The organism is Amycolatopsis sp. WAC 04182 (assembly GCF_003947465.1).
GTDB lineage: Bacteria > Actinomycetota > Actinomycetes > Mycobacteriales > Pseudonocardiaceae > Amycolatopsis.
In genome coordinates this window covers 239,088-257,484 of the sequence record NZ_QHJJ01000008.1, presented here as the reverse complement: position 1 = coordinate 257,484, position 18,397 = coordinate 239,088, and the positions used below count along the sequence as shown (strand labels likewise).

At 69.6% G+C, this 18,397-nt stretch carries 16 protein-coding genes; 8 read left to right on the top strand and 8 right to left on the bottom strand.

The features are described from left to right. Positions 1-21 precede the first annotated feature (21 nt). Positions 22-819 (top strand): GAF and ANTAR domain-containing protein, encoded by a 798-nt coding sequence (locus tag DMH01_RS36055; RefSeq protein WP_125682866.1) that lies wholly within the window; start codon positions 22-24, stop codon positions 817-819. Between the two features lie 87 nt (positions 820-906). Continuing rightward, entirely contained in the window at positions 907-2,445 is a 1,539-nt protein-coding gene (locus DMH01_RS36050) for a hypothetical protein (RefSeq protein WP_125682864.1), read from the top strand. 108 nt (positions 2,446-2,553) lie between these two features. Here DMH01_RS36050 and DMH01_RS36045 read toward each other — a convergent pair whose 3' ends face one another. Both DMH01_RS36045 and DMH01_RS36040 read right to left on the bottom strand, forming a co-directional pair. Beyond that, positions 2,554-3,792 (bottom strand): acetyl-CoA hydrolase/transferase family protein, encoded by a 1,239-nt coding sequence (locus DMH01_RS36045; RefSeq protein ID WP_125682862.1) that lies wholly within the window; start codon positions 3,790-3,792, stop codon positions 2,554-2,556. Between the two features lie 7 nt (positions 3,793-3,799). Beyond that, the gene (locus DMH01_RS36040; RefSeq protein ID WP_125682860.1) at positions 3,800-4,441 is read right to left on the bottom strand and encodes a helix-turn-helix domain-containing protein; all 642 of its coding nucleotides are present in this window, start codon (positions 4,439-4,441) and stop codon (positions 3,800-3,802) included. 61 nt (positions 4,442-4,502) lie between these two features. Here DMH01_RS36040 and DMH01_RS36035 point away from each other — a divergent pair, with 61 nt between their 5' ends. Together DMH01_RS36035 and DMH01_RS36030 are read left to right on the top strand one after the other, a co-directional pair. Further along, entirely contained in the window at positions 4,503-5,399 is an 897-nt protein-coding gene (locus DMH01_RS36035; RefSeq protein WP_125682858.1) for an alpha/beta fold hydrolase, read from the top strand. Between the two features lie 85 nt (positions 5,400-5,484). Then, positions 5,485-6,393: an RNA polymerase sigma-70 factor gene (locus DMH01_RS36030; RefSeq protein ID WP_233621806.1), complete on the top strand. Its 909-nt coding sequence runs from the start codon at positions 5,485-5,487 to the stop codon at positions 6,391-6,393. A 53-nt stretch (positions 6,394-6,446) separates the two neighbouring features. On the opposite strand, the gene DMH01_RS36025 is transcribed toward DMH01_RS36030, so the two are convergent. Further along, complete coding sequence (locus DMH01_RS36025; protein ID WP_125683341.1) at positions 6,447-7,826, bottom strand: amino acid permease; 1,380 nt, start codon at positions 7,824-7,826, stop codon at positions 6,447-6,449. A 193-nt stretch (positions 7,827-8,019) separates the two neighbouring features. Continuing rightward, positions 8,020-8,907, bottom strand: a complete 888-nt coding sequence (locus DMH01_RS36020; protein ID WP_125682854.1) for a LysR family transcriptional regulator — start codon at positions 8,905-8,907, stop codon at positions 8,020-8,022. A gap of 72 nt (positions 8,908-8,979) precedes the next feature. Between DMH01_RS36020 and DMH01_RS36015 the strand changes: the two genes are divergently transcribed. Beyond that, positions 8,980-9,975 (top strand): YeiH family protein, encoded by a 996-nt coding sequence (locus DMH01_RS36015; RefSeq protein ID WP_125682852.1) that lies wholly within the window; start codon positions 8,980-8,982, stop codon positions 9,973-9,975. Here the strand turns inward: DMH01_RS36015 and DMH01_RS36010 are convergent. The 3 genes from DMH01_RS36010 to xsc form a co-directional block, all read right to left on the bottom strand. Continuing rightward, positions 9,953-10,945 carry a phosphotransacetylase gene (locus DMH01_RS36010; protein WP_125682849.1) on the bottom strand — a complete coding sequence of 331 codons (993 nt, stop codon included), beginning with the start codon at positions 10,943-10,945 and terminating at the stop codon, positions 9,953-9,955. The two genes, DMH01_RS36015 and DMH01_RS36010, sit on opposite strands and share 23 nt — an antisense overlap. 67 nt (positions 10,946-11,012) lie before the next feature. Beyond that, the gene (locus DMH01_RS36005) at positions 11,013-12,377 is read right to left on the bottom strand and encodes an aspartate aminotransferase family protein (protein WP_125682847.1); all 1,365 of its coding nucleotides are present in this window, start codon (positions 12,375-12,377) and stop codon (positions 11,013-11,015) included. 402 nt (positions 12,378-12,779) lie between these two features. Next, entirely contained in the window at positions 12,780-14,588 is a 1,809-nt protein-coding gene (gene xsc / locus DMH01_RS36000; RefSeq protein ID WP_125682845.1) for a sulfoacetaldehyde acetyltransferase, read from the bottom strand. A gap of 144 nt (positions 14,589-14,732) precedes the next feature. On the opposite strand from xsc, the gene DMH01_RS35995 reads away from it, so the two are divergent. The 3 genes from DMH01_RS35995 to DMH01_RS35985 are packed head-to-tail and all read left to right on the top strand — an operon-like array spanning position 14,733 to position 18,160. Then, positions 14,733-15,533 carry an IclR family transcriptional regulator gene (locus DMH01_RS35995; protein ID WP_125682843.1) on the top strand — a complete coding sequence of 267 codons (801 nt, stop codon included), beginning with the start codon at positions 14,733-14,735 and terminating at the stop codon, positions 15,531-15,533. A gap of 9 nt (positions 15,534-15,542) precedes the next feature. Continuing rightward, entirely contained in the window at positions 15,543-16,475 is a 933-nt protein-coding gene (locus tag DMH01_RS35990) for an AAA family ATPase (protein WP_125682840.1), read from the top strand. Then, positions 16,472-18,160, top strand: a complete 1,689-nt coding sequence (locus tag DMH01_RS35985; RefSeq protein ID WP_125682838.1) for a cobalt chelatase — start codon at positions 16,472-16,474, stop codon at positions 18,158-18,160. The genes DMH01_RS35990 and DMH01_RS35985 overlap by 4 nt, the downstream gene beginning before the upstream one ends. Here the strand turns inward: DMH01_RS35985 and DMH01_RS35980 are convergent. After that, positions 18,143-18,343 (bottom strand): antitoxin, encoded by a 201-nt coding sequence (locus tag DMH01_RS35980; protein WP_125682836.1) that lies wholly within the window; start codon positions 18,341-18,343, stop codon positions 18,143-18,145. The genes DMH01_RS35985 and DMH01_RS35980 overlap by 18 nt on opposite strands. Positions 18,344-18,397: the final 54 nt, after the last annotated feature.

The following is an 18,397-nucleotide window of genomic DNA, read 5'->3' as shown; positions in this document are numbered from 1 at the left end:
CGATCTCGAAGAAAGGACGACATGAGAACCGAGGAACAGGACTGGAACCGCGACAAGGCTCGTTTCGTGGCGGATCCGGTGTCGCGTGATCACGGGGCCCCGCTGGGGCCGCTGGCCCAGCAGTTCGCGACGCTCACCTATTCCCTGCTGGACGCCTCCACCGTGGGCCAGGTGCTCGAGCAGGTCGTCCACACCGCGGCGCGGGTCGTACCGGGGGCCGACATCGTCTCGATCACCCTCCGCTCGCCCGATGGCCGGTTCCACACCCCGGTCTGGACCGATCGGCTCGCGGACGAACTCGACCAGCTCCAGTACGAGTACGGCGAGGGTCCGTGCGTGGACGCCGCCAGGGAAGACGGCCCGGCGTCGGCGGTCAGCGACGACTTGGCGGCGTCGGAGGCCTGGCCCCGGTTCGGCCCCGCCGCGGCCACGCGTGGTGCGGGCTCCCTGCTGTCGACCGCGTTGGTCCCCGACGCGCGGCCACCGCGGCTGTCCGGCGCGATCAACATCTACTCCCGGCGCCCGCACGGCCTGGACGCCGCCGACCAGACCACCGCGCTGCTGCTGGCGACCCACGCCTCGCTCGCCCTGCAGCACGTCCAGACCGTCACGCGCGCGGAACTGGAGGCCGAGCAGCTGACCCGCGCGATCGACTCCCGCGACGTGATCGGACAGGCCAAAGGCATCCTCATGGCGCGCCGCGGCATTTCCGCCGACGAGGCGTTCGACCTGCTGCGCCGCACGTCCCAGGAGCTCAACGTCAAACTCGTCAAGCTCGCCGAAACCCTCGCCGAACACCACACCGACCTAGAAAAGTGACAATCTGACCCAAGACGTCACATATCCCTGTTAGCCTGATCCGCGTTCCCGCCGTCCGGCCGCGGGACGCGAAACGGGGTGGCCGTCATGACCGGCAAGTACCTGAGCGGAAGCGAGTACGCCGCTTCCCTCTCGGCAGCGCTCAACGAGTACTGGCAGGCACTGGAACGACGCTGGCTGCACGACGCCGGCCGTTTGCTGCGGGGTGGCACGAGCCAGTTCCCCGGGGCGCCGGAGCCCGCTCGCTGGCAGGTCCCGGTCGAGTCGCGAGGACATCTGACGACCTGCCCGATCGTCGCTTGGGCCGTCAACGACGGCACCCCGGCGAACCGTCCCCAGGCGGACGCCTGCGACGGCTGGAGCGTGCCGGACGCGCGGTACGCCGAATGCCGGGCACTCGACGTCCTCACCCAGGTCGCGGATTGGGCGTGGCGGAAACGGGAACAGCTGTCGACCGGGGTCCCCGATCTCGCGGGTGGGCCGGAACTGTCGTCACTCGAGGAAGCCCACCAGGCCTTCGCGTCCGTCGACAAGCAGATGCGGACGGAAAGTTCGGTCGGTGACCACGATTTCCACCTGCTGATCACCCGCCTTTCCGGCGGCAACGAGGCACCCACCCGGAATTGGATGACCGGTTGGATGGGACTCGCGGCGAACACCCTCAAGGACGGTTTCCTCGCGACGGTCGAACCCACCCGGAGGAACCAGGCCGTCCTCATGAAGTGGCTGGCCAACAGCTACTCGTTCCGGGCGACGACCATCCACGCCGCCCGGAACAACATCCTGCATCTCGTCGCGTCGGCCACCCAAGGGCTCACCGAAGCCGCTCCGGCGTCGACGGAGGCGCCCAAGGAGAAGCTGGCGGTGAACGCCGTCAGCAATGTCTGGAACATCGCCGGCACCGTTGTCGGCGCACTGGGCGGCAAGGCTCCCGGCAGCGTCGGCACGGCGCTGACCCTGATCGACTTCGCGCTGAACGTCACCGCGCCGCCGATGAACTCGAACCTGAAATTCCCGCAGCTGGACGCGTTCTTCGCCCAGCTGGACACCGAGGTCCGCGCGCTCCACAGCGAGCTGGACAAGGCCGAGACGGAATACCGCGACGCCGTCAAGACCATCGCGCAGGAGATCGCCCGGGCCGACCGCAAGGATCTCGAGCTCTACGACATGACCCAGCCTCCGGCGAAGAGCGACGGCAAAGGCGGACCGGACGGCTCCCAGCGTTTCGCCGTGGACGTCGCGATCGTGCTGGAGCTCGCCGAAGCCTGCTACGGAGTCGCCGAGGTCTACTCGGGCTTGCTCGGGCAACTCGCGAAGACTTCGTACGCCGACGGCCAGCTGGCAGGCCGCGGGGTCACCCCCACCGACGGCGACAACGCCTTGAAGGAAGTGCGGGACGACGTCGAATCCTTCTTCCAGAAGACGACCGCGCGCTACCTGGCGGCGGGCGACCGGATCAAGGAGGCCGCCCAGAAGTACGCGCGGACCGACGCCGACCAGAAGGAGCGGCTCGGCGATTCGATCGGCTCGCTCGCCGGCTGGGACAAGGAGGGGCCGGGCAAGCCGGAAGGCACGAGGCGGGACCGGATCGACCTCGACCCGGACAAGGAAGGCGCCCAGAACTGACGGCTTGGGTTCCTCGGGTCGGCCCCGGCGCACACGTCGCGAAAGCCACTTTCGAGACGTCTGATGTCCCGAAAGTGGCTTTCGCGACATGCCGGATTGCCTTACCCCTCAAGACGAAAGCGTGAAGCCCAGTTCCCTGCCCCGCGTCACGAGTTCGTCCCGCGCCGTGGGATGCGCGACGTGGTCGATGATCTGCCGCGCCTGCTCGCTCGCATCGTTGCCCCAGATGGTCGCGACGCCGTGTTCGCTCACCAGGAAACTGTGCTGGAACGACGTCACCGGCCCGGCCAGCCGCGGCACGACCGTCGAGACGTCGGCCTTCGGATGCCACGACGGCAGCGCGATGATCGCCCGCCCGCCGGGTGAATGCAGTGCCCCGACCACGAAGTCGGTCTGCCCGCCGAATCCCGAGTAGATCGCCCCACGCACCCGGCTCGCGTTGGCCTGCGCGAACAGGTCCACTTCGAGAGCGCTGTTCACCGACACCAGGCCGCGCTGCCGGGCGATCACGGCGGGATCGTTCGTCTTTTCCGTGCGCAGCAAGCGGACCCGCGGATTGCGGTCGAGCCATCGGTACAGCTCCGCGGTACCGAACACGAACGACGCCGTCACCGGCACCGCCGGATCGAGGGCGCCGGCGCGATCGAGCGCGAGCACACCGTCGCTGAACATCTCGGACCAGATCGCGAGGCCGCGTCGTCCGGTCACCGCGGCCAGTGTCGCGTCCGGGATCCCGCCGATGCCCAGTTGCAGGGTCGCGCCGTCCTCGACCAGGCCCGCCACTCGCTCCCCGATGGTCCGCGCCGTGTCCCCCACCGGCCGCGGGACCGGCGACAGGAGCGGCTCGGCCGCTTCGAGGGCGTAGTCGATCTCGTCGACCGGAAGGAGCCCGTCGCCGTGGACGAACGGCATCTCCGGGTTGAGTTGCGCGACGACCAGGCCACCGCGCGCCCGCACCGCCTCGATGGCCGCGGGAAGGATGTTCACCTCCGTACCCAGCGACACCACGCCGTCCACCGGAACGGAGGTGTGCACCAGGACGACGTCCGGTGGCAACGCGGTCTTGAGCAGTTGCGGCACCAGCGACAACCGCGAGGGGAAGTACCGCAGCCCGGCGCGGCCGCGCATCCCCGCGCCCACGAACGGGGTCTCCAGCAGCACGCCTTCACGGTCCGGCAGTCCGGCCTGCGCGTTCAGCGCGAACAACCGGTACTCCGCGAGCGCCGCGTCCAACACCTTCAGCGCCCGCATCGGGGTGGCGAAGTTCCCGCTCACCACCACCCGGGGGCATGACGCGGGAACGCCCGCCAGGACGGAACCGAGCTGACTCTCCGACAGGACGCGCATGAGCCGATCATGCCCGAGGGGCCGCGTGGCGGGTCCGGAGGATCTCCCGCACGGCGGCTTCGTCCCCCTCGATGTCGACGAGCCCGGCGACGTCGTCCAGCTTGAGCGCGCCCGCCGCCAGCCCGAGAACGATCCCCGCGTCCGCTCGGAGGACGGCGTCGAGTTCACCGCCGTCGTGCTTCTCGATCTCCGTTCCCCCGGGCGCCGTCCGCACTTGGAACAGGCTGCCGTCCACTTCGATGCCGATCGTCGACGACCGGCCCACGGCGGATTCGCCGGACAGCAACGCTCGAAGGGCGACGACGAGCCACGCGGCGTCGAAGCGGTCGCCGTCCGGCCCGCGCGTCATGAGCGGCGTGGACCAGCGGACGAGACCCTCGATCGGCTCGCGCAGCCCCGCGCCCCACTCCGTGAGGGCGTAGACGACGGCGTTGGTCCCGGCGGCCGGCTGCCGTTCGACCACGCCGGCGTTCTCCAGGTCGCGGAGGCGATCGGCGAGCAGATTGGTGGCCACGCCGGGGAGCCCGTCGAGCAGCTCCCGATAGCGGGCGGGACCGATTAGGAGCTGGCGGACGATGAGCAGGTTCCACCGGTCGCCGACGACGTCGAGCGCCCGGGCGAGCCCGCAGTACTGGCCGTAACTCCGCATCGCTTGAGTTTCTCAAGTGTGCGTGAAAAACTCAAGCAAACCGAGGCTGGAGGGGGCCGCGATGGCCGACATCACCGAGAGCGTCCGGCCCTCCTGGGTCGACGACGACCTGTTCCCGTTCGAGAGCCACTTCGCCGACATCGACGGGCACTCCGTGCACTACATCGACGAGGGCTCGGGTCCCACGCTGGTGTTCCTGCACGGCAATCCGACCTGGTCGTTCCTCTGGCGCGACGTGATCCGCGCACTGCGCGCGGACTTCCGGTGCATCGCCCTCGACTACCCGGGCTTCGGGCTTTCGACGCCGAAGCCCGGCTACCGCTACTGGCCCGAGGAGCACGCGGACGTGGTCACCGGGTTCCTCGACGCGCTCGGCATCAAGGGAGCGACCCTCGTCGGGCAGGACTGGGGCGGGCTGATCGGCCTGGCCGCCGCTCAGCGACGGCCGGACGCGTTCGATCGGCTAGTGCTCGCGAACACCTGGGCCTGGCCCGTCAACGGGATCCTCCACTTCGAGGCCTTCTCCCGCGTCATCGGCGGACCCGCGGCCCGCTTCCTGGTCCGGCGGTTCAACCTCCTCGTCAACGGGTTCATCCCCACCGGCCACCGAAGGCGGAAACCGACCTCGGCCGAGATGACCCACTACCGCCGGGCGCTGGACACGCCCGCGCGGCGGCAGGCGTCCGCCGTGCTCCCCGGCCGGACCCTCGCCAGCCGAGCCTTCTTCGGCGAAGTCGAGGCGGGCCTCGCCGACGTCGCCCACCTGCCGGCGCTGATCGTGTGGGGCGACGCCGACATCGCCTTCCGCCCCCAGGAACGCGAACGCCTGGAGGCGACCTTCCCCGGCCACCGGACCGTGATCGTCGAAGGCGCCGGAACCTACGTCGAGTCGGACGCACCCGAGGAATTCGTCGCCGCGGTCCGCGACTGGCTGGAGACGCGGCCCGAAACGGGCTGAATCCGCCACGCCACTGTCACAAAACGGTGGCGGCCGGGGTCGTATGGGCAAAAGCACGACCGACACGACCAAGCGAGGACCGGCGATGAGTGAACGAGGCGAGGCGCACGGCGCCATGGACCCGGCGACCGAAGCGTTCGTGACCCACCGCAATCTGCTGTTCACCGTGGCCTACGAGATGCTCGGTTCGGCCACCGACGCCGAGGACGTCCTTCAGGAGACCTGGTTGCGGTGGGTGGGCGTGGACTTCGCGACGGTGCTGGCGCCGCGTGCGTTCCTGGTCCGGATCACCACCCGGCAGGCGCTCAAACGGCTGCGGACGCTCGGCAGGCGCAAGGAGTCCTACGTCGGCCCATGGCTGCCCGAACCGCTGCTGACCTCTCCCGATGTCGCCGAGGACGTGGAACTGGCCGCCAGTGTCTCGATGGCGATGCTGCTGGTGCTGGAAACACTCGGGCCGACCGAGCGAGCGGTCTTCGTGCTGCGCGAGGTTTTCGCCCTCGGCTACGACGAAATCGCCGAGGCCGTGGACAAGACTCCCGCGGCCGTACGCCAGATCGCCCACCGGGCGCGGGCGCACGTCGCCGCGCGCAGACCGCGCGGAACCGGGTCACCGGCCGAGCACCGCGCCGCGCTCCAGGCGTTCCAGGCGGCGGTGGAAACCGGCGATCTGCAGGGACTGCTCGACATCCTCGCTCCGGACGTCGTCGCGCTCAGCGACGGCGGCGGGGTGAAACACGCCCTGCTGCGGCCGATCGTGGGCGCGGACAAGGTGGCGCGTCTCCTCGCCGTCGGCTGGTGGAAACGCGACGCGGAACGGTCCGTCGAACCGGTACAGGTCAACGGCGGCCCCGGCTTGCTGATCCGCGTCGGCGGGGAGATCGACGGCGTGCTGGCGGTCCGGGTCGAAAACGGCTACGTCACCGGCGCCTATCACGTCCGCAATCCCGAGAAACTCTCAAGCGTGACAAGGGAGATCGCCGTGAGCCGGTGAACGGCGACGGCCCGCCCGCGGGAGAACCCGCGGGCGGGCCGGGCTTCACCGGGTCACTCCCGGACGGCGGCCGGGGCCGCGTCCCGCGAGGGTTCGGGATCGACGGGCTCGGACGGCACCTTGGCCGTCGGCCTCCCCCGCCGCCTGCGGATCTCGAATCCGACGAGGATCAACGCGAGCGTCACCGCGCTGAGCCAGAACTGCGAGCGCGTCGACGGCAGCAGCGCCATCGCCAGGATCACCGCGGCCATCAGCGCGATGGTGGCGTAGCTGAGCCAGGGGAACAGCCACATCTTGAGCGTGAGCTTGTCCGGATCCTCTCGCTCCAGCCTGCGGCGCAGCCGCACCTGCGCCAGCGCGATCGAGAGGTACACGAACAGCGCGACGGCGCCGTAGGAGTTGACCAGGAACTGGAAGATCAGGTCCGGCGAGGTGTAGGCGGCGATGACGGACACGTACCCGATCGCGGTCCCGGCCAGGATCGCGCGCCGCGGCACACCGCTGCGGGAAAGCCTGGTGAAGGCCTTCGGCGCGTCTCCGTTGCTGGTGAGCGCGAACAGCATCCGCGACGACGTGTACAGCGCCGAGTTCAGGCACGAGAGCACCGCCGTCAGGACGATCGCGTTCATGATCGTGGCCACGGCCGGGATGCCGAGCACCTCCAGCACGGCCGCGTACGGGCTCACCGCGGTCGCCGGGTCGTCCCAGGACTTGATCGCGACGACGAGGAACACCGAACCGACGTAGAACAGCACCACCCGGAAGATGATCGACCGCATGGCCTTCGCGATCGCCTTCTTCGGTTCCGCGGACTCGGCGGCGGCGATGGTGACGATCTCCGCGCCGGTGTAGAAGCCGATGCACGGGACCACCGCCGCGAGTACCGCCCCGATCCCGAGTGGCGCGAATCCGCCGTGGGAGACCAGATTCGTCAGTCCGCCTTGGGCACCGGGCCAGAAACCGAACAGGTACAACGCACCCACGACCAGGAAGACGACGATCGCGACGACCTTGATCGAGGAGAACCAGTACTCGAACTCGCCGTAGGACCGGGCCGAGACCATGTTGGTGCCGGTGAGGATCAGGAGCAGGCCGAGACTGAGCACCCACAGTGGCACGTCCGGTACCCACAGCTGCAGGATCCGGCCGCCCGCGACGGCTTCGACCGCCACGACGATGACGAAGAAGTACCAGTACATCCAGCCGACGGCGAAGCCCGCGCGGTTGCCGAGCGCTTCCCTCGCGTAGACGTAGAACGAGCCGAGCGCGGGTTTGGCGATCGTCATCTCCGCGAGCATCCGCATGATGAGCACGGTGATCAGGCCCGCGATGAGGAACGAGACCACCGCGGCGGGACCGGCCGACTGGATGACCACGCCGCTGCCGACGAACAGCCCGGCCCCGATGACGCCGCCGAGGGCGATCAAGTTCATATGTCGCTGCTTGAGCCCTGGTTTCAGGCCGCTGCTCTGTGCCGGGTCGGACGCTGAAGTCACGTCTCCTCCTTCTCGCACGCACCGCCGGGGCGGTGGCGCTGGGAGCTCCATTGTGGTTCCGGTCACCGTAGGAACAAGTCGGGCCCTGGGCGAGTGCCAGTTACGATGTGGGAAAGGGGTCCAGATCCACTCAGGACGGCTCGCGCGTCGCCAAGGCCAGCAGTTCCGCCGCCGGGCCGTCGAGGCGCCGGCCGGCGAGCCAGACCGCGCGCAGAACGCGGCCGAAGTCGACACCTTCCACCGCGACGACCACGAGATCGTGTCCGGTGACGTCCAGTGCGCTGATCACCGCGGGGCCGGCACCCGCGAGCACGGCGTTGCGGACGGCGCACGCGGAACCCAGCTCCAGCAACGGTTTCACCGGTCCCACCCCGGCCGCGCGCAAGGCGGTGTCGACGGTCTCCCTGGTTCCGGAACCGCGTTCCCGCACCACGAGCGGCGTGCTCGCCAGCTCCACCGGGGTCAGCGGGCGACGCGCACGCGCCCAGGGATGGGCACCGGGCACGACCACCACGAGATGGTCTCCCGCGACTTTCCGCGATGCGAGACCGGGCAGCGCCCCGGGCGACTCGACGAAGCCGAGGTCGACCTTGCCCTCGCGGGCCAGTACGGCCACTTGATCCGAATTCGTGACCTCGAGACCGAGGTAGAGGCCGGGGTTCGCGCGGTTGAGCTCGCCGATCCAGCCCGGGACCAGGTGCTCGGCCAGTGTCATGCTCGCCGCGACGCGGAGTCTGGCCTCGTGCCGGGTCCGCAGGGCCTCGGCGCCGTCGAGCAACCCGTCGAGCTCGGTGAGCACGCGGCGCGCCCAGCCGGCGATCACGCGACCGTCCGGGGTGAGCGCGGAACCGCGGCGGGTCCGGTCTATCAGCACCAGCCCGAGCCGTCGTTCCATAAAGGACAGACGCTTGCTCGCCGACGGCTGCGCGAGCCCGAGGACGGCGGCGGCCTGCCCGATGCTGCCCAGTTCGCCGACGAGGACGAGCAGGCGCAAGGAATCCAGCTCCGGCGCGGTCATAGCCAAACTGCATGACCTACCCGTCGCATTCCCGGCTACCGGCACCGTCCTCTCCGGACGACGCTCGTCAGCATGAGCACCACGTATGCGCGGCGGACGAAGCCGCATCTGACCGGTCTCGCCGTCACCGCCCTCGGTGTGGCCGTCGCGTACCTGCTGAGCACCGCCGTTCCCGTGCTCAGCGCCCTCACGCTCGCGGTCGTGCTCGGGGTGCTCGCCGGCTCGCTGCCGGTGCTTTCGGACGGCACCCGGCAAGCCATCGCGAAGGTGACGAAGAAGCTCCTGCGCGCCGGTGTCGTCCTTCTCGGCTTGCAACTCGCGCTCCCTTCGGTGCTCTCGCTCGGTCCTGGCACGCTGCTCGCGGTCGTGCTGACGGTCGGTCTCACGTTCCTCGGCACGCTCGGGCTCGGCAGGCTGATCGGCGTTCCGCGTGGTCTCGCGATGCTGGTCGCGACCGGGTTCTCCATCTGCGGCGCGTCGGCGATCGCGGCGATGGAAGGCGTCGTCGAGCGTGAGGATTCCGACGTCGCGACCGCGGTCGCCCTGGTCACCTTCTACGGCGGCCTGGCGATCGCGGCGGTCCCGCTCCTCGGCGGCTGGCTGGGCATGGACGCGCTGCGGCTCGGCGGCTGGGCCGGGTTGAGCGTGCACGAGGTCGCGCAGGTCGTCGCGGCCGCCACCCCGGCGGGCACCGCCGCCGTCGCGGTCGCCGTGGTGGTGAAGCTGAGCCGGGTCGTCCTGCTGGCGCCGATGGTCGCCGCGGTCAGCGTGCACGAACGCCGTCGCCGCCCGTCCGCGGGCGGGAAGCGCGCGCCGCTGGTGCCGCTGTTCGTCCTCGGTTTCCTGGCGATGGTGGCGGTGCGGAGCACCGGGATCCTGCCGGGTGTGGCACTCGACGTCGCCAAGGTGATCTGCACGCTGCTGCTGGCGGGAGCGCTCTTCGGGCTCGGCTGCGCGGTCCGGATCGGCACCCTGGTCCGCACGGGTGGCCGGGCGCTGCTGCTCGGCCTGCTCTCCACGCTGCTCGTCGGCACCATCGCCTACGTCAGCCTTGCCCTGCTCGGCTAGCTTGGACGGCGGTCAGAAGCGCGAGCGTCTCGATGTCGGAGGCCGAGCAGCCGCGGGAGAGATCGTTGAGCGGCGCGGCGAGGCCCTGGAGGATCGGGCCGAGCGCGACGGCGCCACCGAGCCGTTCGGCGATCTTGTAGCCGATGTTGCCGGCGTCCAGATTCGGGAAGACGAGGACGTTCGCGCGGCCGGCGACCGCCGATCCCGGTGCCTTGGCCGCCGCGGTCGAGGCCACCAGCGCGGCGTCGAACTGCAACTCGCCGTCCACGGGAAGGCCGGGTTCCCGTTGCCGCACCAGGGAAGTCGCCTCGCGGACGACGTCGACGCGCCGATGGGCGGCACTCCCCTGCGTGCTGAACGACAGCATGGCGACCACGGGATCTTCGCCCGTCAGGCCGCGATGGGTCGCCGCGGCGGCGAGGGCGATGTCCGCCAGCTGCGCCGCCCCCGGCTCGGGCACCACGGCACAGTCCGAAAAGGTCAGCCGCCGTCCGTCCGGGAGCAGCAGGAGGAAGCAACTGCTCAAAGTGGACACTTCCGGCGCGAGGCCCACGACCCGCAGTCCCGCGCGCAGGACGTCGGCGGTCGGCCGGGTCGCGCCGGCGACACAAGCGTCCACGACGCCCGCCCGCAAGGCCGCGGCCGCCACGAACACCGGATCGCGCCGCGCGGCGTCGAGGTTTTCCGGACGACGCGCGAATCCCTCAGTCAGGGCGGCCTCGATCCCGTCGTCGGCGAGGGCGTCCGCGACGTCCACGATCAGGTCGTCCGTGGCCCCAGCCACGCGAAGGCGCGCCCTGTCACCGAAGAGCAGCGGCCGCACGATGCCCTCGTCCCGCAACGTCAGTGCGGCGCGGACGGCGCGCTCGTCGTCGCCGTCCGGCAAGGCGACACGGAGATTCCGGCCGTGCAACGCGTCCCGCCAGCCGTCGAGCGTGGCGTCCGGCGTGACCTCGGTGGTCAGGCTCATCGAAGTACCTCCACGGACGAAGCGGGGGCCGCCGGAAGACGGCGACCCCCACCTGGTGAAAAGAGGATCAGGGCTGGACGGCCTTCTCGACGTCGTTGAGCATCGCGTCGACGCCGTGGAGGAGCTCGGTGAGCACCTCGCGGTCGGCGACGAGCGGCGGCGAGATCATCAGCATCGTCGCGCCGCGATCGTCGCCGCGGAGAATGACGCCCGTGCGCCGGAACGCCTCCGGGAGCACCTCGCGAAGCACCTTCAACGACTCGGCCTCGGTCAGCTCCCGGCCGCTGTGGCGGTCGGCCATCAGCTCGATGGCGTAGAAGAACCCGGTGCCGCGGACGTCCTTGACGCAGCGGTGCGCGGACTTGAGCGAGTTCAGCGCGGCGAACAGCTCCGGCCCCTCGGTGAGCACGTTGTCGAGCACCCGCTCGTCCCGCATCGCGGTGAGGTTCGCGACGGCGACGGCGGTGGCGACCGGATGTCCGCCCCATGTGGCGCCGTGGGTGAAGACGCCGCCCTTCGGCGAGTCGTACAGCTCGGTGACCAGCTTCTCGCGCACGATCACCCCGCCGAGCGGCGCGTACCCCGACGTCGATCCCTTGGCGAAGGTGATCAGATCCGGCACGACCCCGGTGACCCCGTGCCCGAACCAGTGCCCCAGCCTGCCGAACGAGCAGATGACCTCGTCAGAAACGAGCAGGATGCCGTACTTGTCGCACAGGGCGCGCAAAGCGGGCCAATATCCCTTCGGCGGCACCAGCGCGCCGCGGCCGTTCTGCACCGGTTCGGCGAACAGTGCCGCGATCGTCTCCGGCCCTTCCTCCAGGATGACCCGCTCGATCGCCGTGACACAGTCCAATTCGGACGCCGGACCGCAGTCTCCCAGCAGCCCCAACGTGTTCGGCACGTGCCGGACACCCGGCATGAGCGGACCGAAGGGCTCCTTGATCTTCGCCAGCCCGGTCACCGAGAGGGCGCCGATGGTCGTGCCGTGGTAGGCCATGTCGCGGCTGATGATCTTCGTCCGCTCGGGCCGCCCCTGGCTGCGGTGATACTGCCGGGCGAACTTCAGCGCGGTTTCGACCGCCTCGGAGCCCGAGTTGACGAAGAACGTCGTCCCGAGGTCGCCGGGCGCGAGCTCGGCCAGGAGCGTGGCCGCCTCGATCGCCGGGGTGTGCGCCGAACCCCAGTTGCTCGCGTAAGCCAGGGTGCCGACCTGGTCGGCCGCGGCCTTGGCGATGTCGGCGCGCCCGTGGCCCATGTTGACGCAGAAGAGCCCGGCGAGACCGTCGAGATGGCGGCGTCCTTCGGTGTCGATCAGGTAGCTTCCCTCGCCGCGTACGAACACCGGGAAATCCGAGGCCCAGGTGTCCTTGCGGGTGAAGTGCGGGCCGAGATGCCGTCGAGCCTGCGCTCGCAGCTGGGTGACGTCCACCGGAGACCTCCTTCGAGACACGAGTCTGTGCTTTGACTTTCGCAACCTGGCTGGCACCGGCCCAGCACCAGAGCGGCGGCGTTCGATGGGTCCAGATGGCGATCGCGGGCGTGGTTCCGGCGGCACGGTTCCGACGGCGTGTCGCGAAAGCCACTTTCGCGACGTCTGATGTCCCGAAAGTGGCTTTCGCGACACGCCCGACAGGACCGGCGCCGCGCTCGCCCCCGCTGGCCGACCACCACCCCACCGACGTTGCGAAAGCCACTTTCGCAACCTTCAACGTTGCGAAAGTGGCTTTCGCAACGCGCGCCACCCCGCCCTCTGCCCCGCCCCAAAGCGCGTGAAGGCCCCCTTCCCTCGACTCAGCCGAGGGAAGGGGGCCTTCACGCGCGAAAGCGGGACCTACACGTAGTCCTTGTACTTTTCGAGCAAGCGCACGGGCTTCGAGAGGGCGTCCCGGCGGAACGGGTCGCCCAGCTCGCGGGTGCACATGATCTCGATGACGGTGGTCTTGCCCTCGTTCATCTGCGCGTCGACGGCGCGCTGCAGGGCGGGACCGACCTCGTCGAGCTTCTCCACGACGATGCCGTCCGCGCCCATCGCCTTGGCGATCCCCGCGAAGCTCTCGCTTTCCAGCTCACCCGCGACGAACCGTCGGTTGTAGAAGTCGACCTGGTTCTTCTTCTCCGCGCCCCACTGCCGGTTGTGGAACACCACGGCCGTGACCGGGATGTCGTGGCGGACCGCGGTCATGATCTCGCCCATGCTCATCCCCCACGCGCCGTCGCCGGCGTAGGAGATCGCGGGCCGGTCGGGCGCGGCGGCCTTGGCGCCGATGATGGTCGGCAGCGCGTATCCGCAGTTGCCGAAGCTCATCGGCGCGAAGAAGCTGCGCGGCTCCTCGAAGCGCAGGTAGCTGTTCGCGACCGAGTTGATGTTGCCGATGTCGGTCGACACCATCACCCGCGGCGGCATGGCCTTCTCCAGCTCCCGCAGCACTTCCCGCGGGTGCAGCCAGTTGCCTTCCTCGCTCTCCTGTTCCGCGATCATGTCGAGGCTGAACGGGTCGGTCTCGTGGGTCCAGGCGTCGAGTTCGGCCTCCCACGCGTCCTTTTCCGCCTTGATCTTCGCCGACCGAGCGTCCTTTGTGGAGTCACAGGCCAGCGTCCGATCCGCCAGGCGCTTGGTCAGCGCGACCGCCGCGTCCTTGGCGTCACCGCAGATGCCGACGGTGATCTTCTTGACCAGGCCGAGCATCTTGTGGTCCGCGTCGATCTGGATGATCTTCGCGTCCTTGGGCCAGTAGTCCATCCCGTGCTGCGGCAGCGTGCCGAACGGGCCGAGGCGCGAGCCGAGCGCGATCACGACGTCCGCCTGCGAGATCAGTTTCATCGCGGCTTTGGAGCCCTGGTACCCCAGCGGTCCGCACCATTGCGGATGGCTCGCCGGGAACGAGTCGTTGTGCAGGTAGCTGTTCACCACGGGCGCGCCGAGGCGTTCGGCGAGGGCCTTGCACTCCTCGACGCCGTCGGCCATCACGACGCCGCCACCGGAGATGATCACCGGGAACTCCGCCGTGGCCAGCAGCGCGGCGGCCTCGTCGAGACTCCGCTCGCCGCCGGGGCCCCGGTCGAGCCTGGCGGGCTCCGGGATCTCGGCCTCGATCTCGCCGTAGAAGAAGTCGCGCGGGATGTTGAGCTGCGTCGGGCCGAGTTCCGAGTGGGCCCGGTCGAAGCAGCGGCCGGTGTACTCGGCCATCCGCTTCGGGTTGTTGACGTGCCCCTGGTACTTGGTGAACTCCTGGAACATCGGCAGCTGGTTGGCCTCCTGGAAGCCGCCGAGGCCGGTGCCCATCGTGCCCGCTTCCGGCGTCACGATGACGACCGGGCTGTGCGCCCAGTAGGCGGCCGCGATCGCGGTCACGCAGTTGCTGATGCCGGGGCCGTTCTGCCCGATGACGACGCCGTGCCTGCCGCTCACCCTGGCGTAGCCGTCGGCCATGTGCCCGGCGCCCTGTTCGTGCACGACCGGTACCAGCCGGATGCCCGCCGGCGCGAAGATGTCCATCGCGTCCATGAACGCCGACCCCATGATGCCGAAGATGTCGGTGACGCCGTTCGCCACGAGCGTCTCGACGAAGGCCTCGGACGGGGTCATCTTCTTCCGGCCGCTGACGACCACGCGGCCGTCACCCGTCTTCCGTTCCGTCATGTTCCGCTCCTTCGACAGGCGAGATTTACAAAAAACGATACGTGGCGTTCCTGAAATCAGGATGCGACCGACGATAGGACGCGGATCGCCGAGCGTCAACGCCGGATTCTGGAAAACGAGACTCCATGTGCTACTTTCCGGAACATGGAGCTGCTTCGCGAACCCGATCCGATCAACGGGGACACGCCGACCATGCGGCTGTTCTCCCTGCTCGAGCTGATCGCCGCCAAGGATCAGCTGGTCTCCCTGCAGGGTCTCGTCGAGGAGACCGGCCTGCCGAAACCGACTCTGCACCGCATGCTGCAGCAGCTCGAAGGGGCGGGGCTGCTGGTCCGCCAAGCCGACGGCCGCCACTACGGCACCGGCCACCGGCTGCGACGGCTCGCGGAGAACCTGCTCCTCAACGCGACCCACCACGGTGCCCGGCACGCCGTCCTGCGCCACCTCGTCGACGAACTCGGTGAGAGCTGCAACGTGACCACGTTGTCGGGCAACGAGATCGTGTACCTCGACCGGGTGGAGACGCCGGAACCGCTGCGGTTCTACCTCCGGCCCGGCTCGCGCGTGCCGATCCACTGTTCGGCCAGCGGCAAGATGATCCTCGCGCAGATGAGCCCGGCGCAGCGGCGGAAACTGCTCGCGCACGCGCCGCTCAAGCAGTACACGAACAAGACCCTCACCGACCTCGACGCGCTCGAAGCCGAGTTCACCCGGATCCGCCGCGACGGGTTCGCGCTCGACGACGAGGAGTTCCTGTCCGGCTTGGTGTGCGTCGCGGTCCTCGTGCCGGGGCGCGCCAACCTCTGCGTCGCCGTGCAGGCGCCCGTCATGCGGCTGACGCCGGACAAGGCGCTCCAGACGCTGCCCGCGCTGCAGCGCGCGGCCGAGGCGATCAGCCGCGTCGACGCCGAGGGCGCGTCCGAACCGGAAAGTGTTCCGTCGTAAGGAGTTCTCATGGTCCCCGAGCTACGGCTCCCGGTACGCGAAGTCTTCGGCATCGATTCGGACCTCGTCGTCGGCGCGTTCCGCGAGCGCGGCGAGCACGTCCCCGAGATCGACGAGGCGTACCGCTTCAACCCGGACGTGACGCTGGCCCTGCTCGCCGGATTCACCCGCGACCGCCGGGTGCTGGTGCAGGGTCTGCACGGCACCGGGAAGTCGACCCACATCGAGCAGGTCGCCGCACGGCTCAATTGGCCGTGCGTGCGCGTCAACCTGGACGGTCACCTCAACCGCCTCGACCTCGTCGGCCGCGACGCCGTCGTCCTGCGCGAGGGCAAACAGGTCACCGAGTTCCAGGAGGGCATCCTCCCGTGGGCGCTGCAGCGTCCGGTCGCGCTCGTGCTCGACGAGTACGACGCCGGCCGCCCGGACGTCATGTTCGTGCTCCAGCGGGTCCTCGAACGCGACGGCAAGTTCACCCTCACCGATCAGAACCGGGTCCTGCGGCCGCATCCGTCCTTCCGGCTGTTCGCCACCGCCAACACGGTCGGGCTGGGCAACCTCAACGGGCTCTACCACGGCGCGCAGCGGCTGAACCACGCGCAGATCGACCGATGGAACATCGTGGCGTCGCTGAACTACCTGCCCGCCGCCGAGGAGATCGCGATCGTGCGGGCGAGGGTCCCCAGCGTTTCCGAGTCGCTCGCGGCGTCACTGGTCGCGGTGGCCGCCTTGACCCGCAAGGGTTTCCAGGCCGGTGACCTGTCCACGTTGATGTCCCCGCGCACGGTGATCACCTGGGCCGAGAACATCGAGATCTTCGGTGATCCCGCGACGGCCTTCCGGCTGTCCTTCGTGAACAAGTGCGACGAAGCCGAGCGGGATCTGGTGGCGGAGTACTTCCAGCGTTGCTTCGACGACGAGCTCCAACTGCTCTCGGCATGACCACGGCACAGGCGGAGACCCGGCGCCGCAACCAGGTCGAGGAGCTGTGCGCCGCCGCGGTCCGGGCGCTCAGCGGCGATCCGGCGCTCCACTTCCGGGCACGACGGCTGCACCGCGGACGCGAACCGCTCCCCCTGCACGCACCGCATCTTCGTCAGTCGGCCGACGACGATCTGCTGTCGTCCCGCGGCATCGCGGACGGGATGGCGCTGCGCCTGACGTCCTCGGACGCCGCCCTGCACCGGAGCCTGTGCCCGCGCGACCCGGCCGAACGCGGGATTTTCGAGCTGCTGGAACAGTTCCGCGTCGAATCGCTCCCGCCGGCGGATCTGCCGGGCATGCGGCGGAACCTGCGCCTCCGTCATCTGCGCTGGTCCTCGGAGTTCCACCGCTCCGGTCTGACCGAGACCGCGCGCGGGCTGCTGCTGTACACGGTCGCGCAGATCTGCCGGTCGCGGATCACCGGGGAACCGGTGGTCGAGGAGACCGAGGACCTCATCGAGGCGACCAGGTTCGCGCTGGCGCCTTCGCTCGGCCATGACCTCGCAGGGCTTCGGCGGCACCGGACGGACCAGAAGCCGTTCGCCGAGCACGCGCTCGCGATCGCCCGGACGACCGGCGTCCTGCTCGCCGGGACCGAGCAGGACGCCGAGGAGGACGGCGATCCCACCGACCCGCGGTTCAGCCTCGTGCTCGACTTCGACGCGAGTCTCGGCGAGCAGATTCCCTCCGCGACCGCAGGCACCAGCAGGACGTTGGGCGAATCCGGTGCGGCGTACCGGGTTTTCACCACCGCGTACGACCGCGAACGGCGCGCGACGGACCTGGTCCGCCCCGCGCTGCTGGCCGAACTCCGCGAACGGCTCGACCGGCGCGTCAACAGGCAGGGCGTCGGCGCGGGACGGCTGGCACGCGACCTCAAGGCGGTGCTCGCCGAGCCCGCGCGCGACGGCTGGGACGGCGGCCAGGAGGAAGGCCACCTCGACGGCCGCACCCTGGCGCAATTGATCAGCTCCCCCACCGAACGCCGGATCTTCCGCACCGAGCGGATCGAACCGGTGGCGGACACCCTCGTGACGTTCCTGATCGACTGCTCGGGTTCGATGACCGCGCACGCGGAACCCGTCGCCGCGCTGGTCGACCTCTTCGCGCGCTCGATCGAACTCGCCGGTGCGTCCTGCGAGGTACTCGGCTTCACGACCGGCGCCTGGAACGGCGGCGGCCCCGGGCGGGACTGGAGACGAGCGGGACGGCCGCGCCATCCCGGCAGGCTCAACGAACGCCTGCACCTCGTGTTCAAGGACGCCGAAACGCCCTGGCGCCGGGCGCGCCCGGATCTCGCGGCACTGCTGAAAGCCGATCTGTTCCGGGAAGGGATCGACGGCGAGGCGGTGGCCTGGGCCTGCGACCGGATGCGCGCGCGAACGGAGTCACGCCGGATCCTGCTCGTCCTCTCCGACGGCAGCCCCATGGACGGCGCGACGAGCCTGGCGAACGATCCGCACTACCTGGACGAGCATCTGAGGGAAACGGTGCTGCGAGAGGAGAACACCGTCGAGATCCGCGGGATCGGCGTGGGGCTCGACCTCAGCCCCTTCTACCGCCGCTCCCGGGTTCTCGACACCTCGGTCACGTCCGGGTACGCGCCGTTCCGGGACGTCCTCGGGTTACTGACCCTGCGGTGAGTCCTGCTGTCCTTCGCCCGGCTGCTGCTCGCCGCCGGACTCGCCGAGGTAGTCCTTCGCCTTGTCGGCGGCCGAGTCGATCTTGTCGGAGTGGTCACCGAAGCGGGATTTCGCGAAATCGGCGGCCTTGTCGACGTGCTCCCCGCTCACCTTGTCCTTCATGCCTTCGAAGTCGATACCCACGAGAACTCCTCACCTATTGTGAATACGCCGACGACCGGCGTACGACTCCCATCA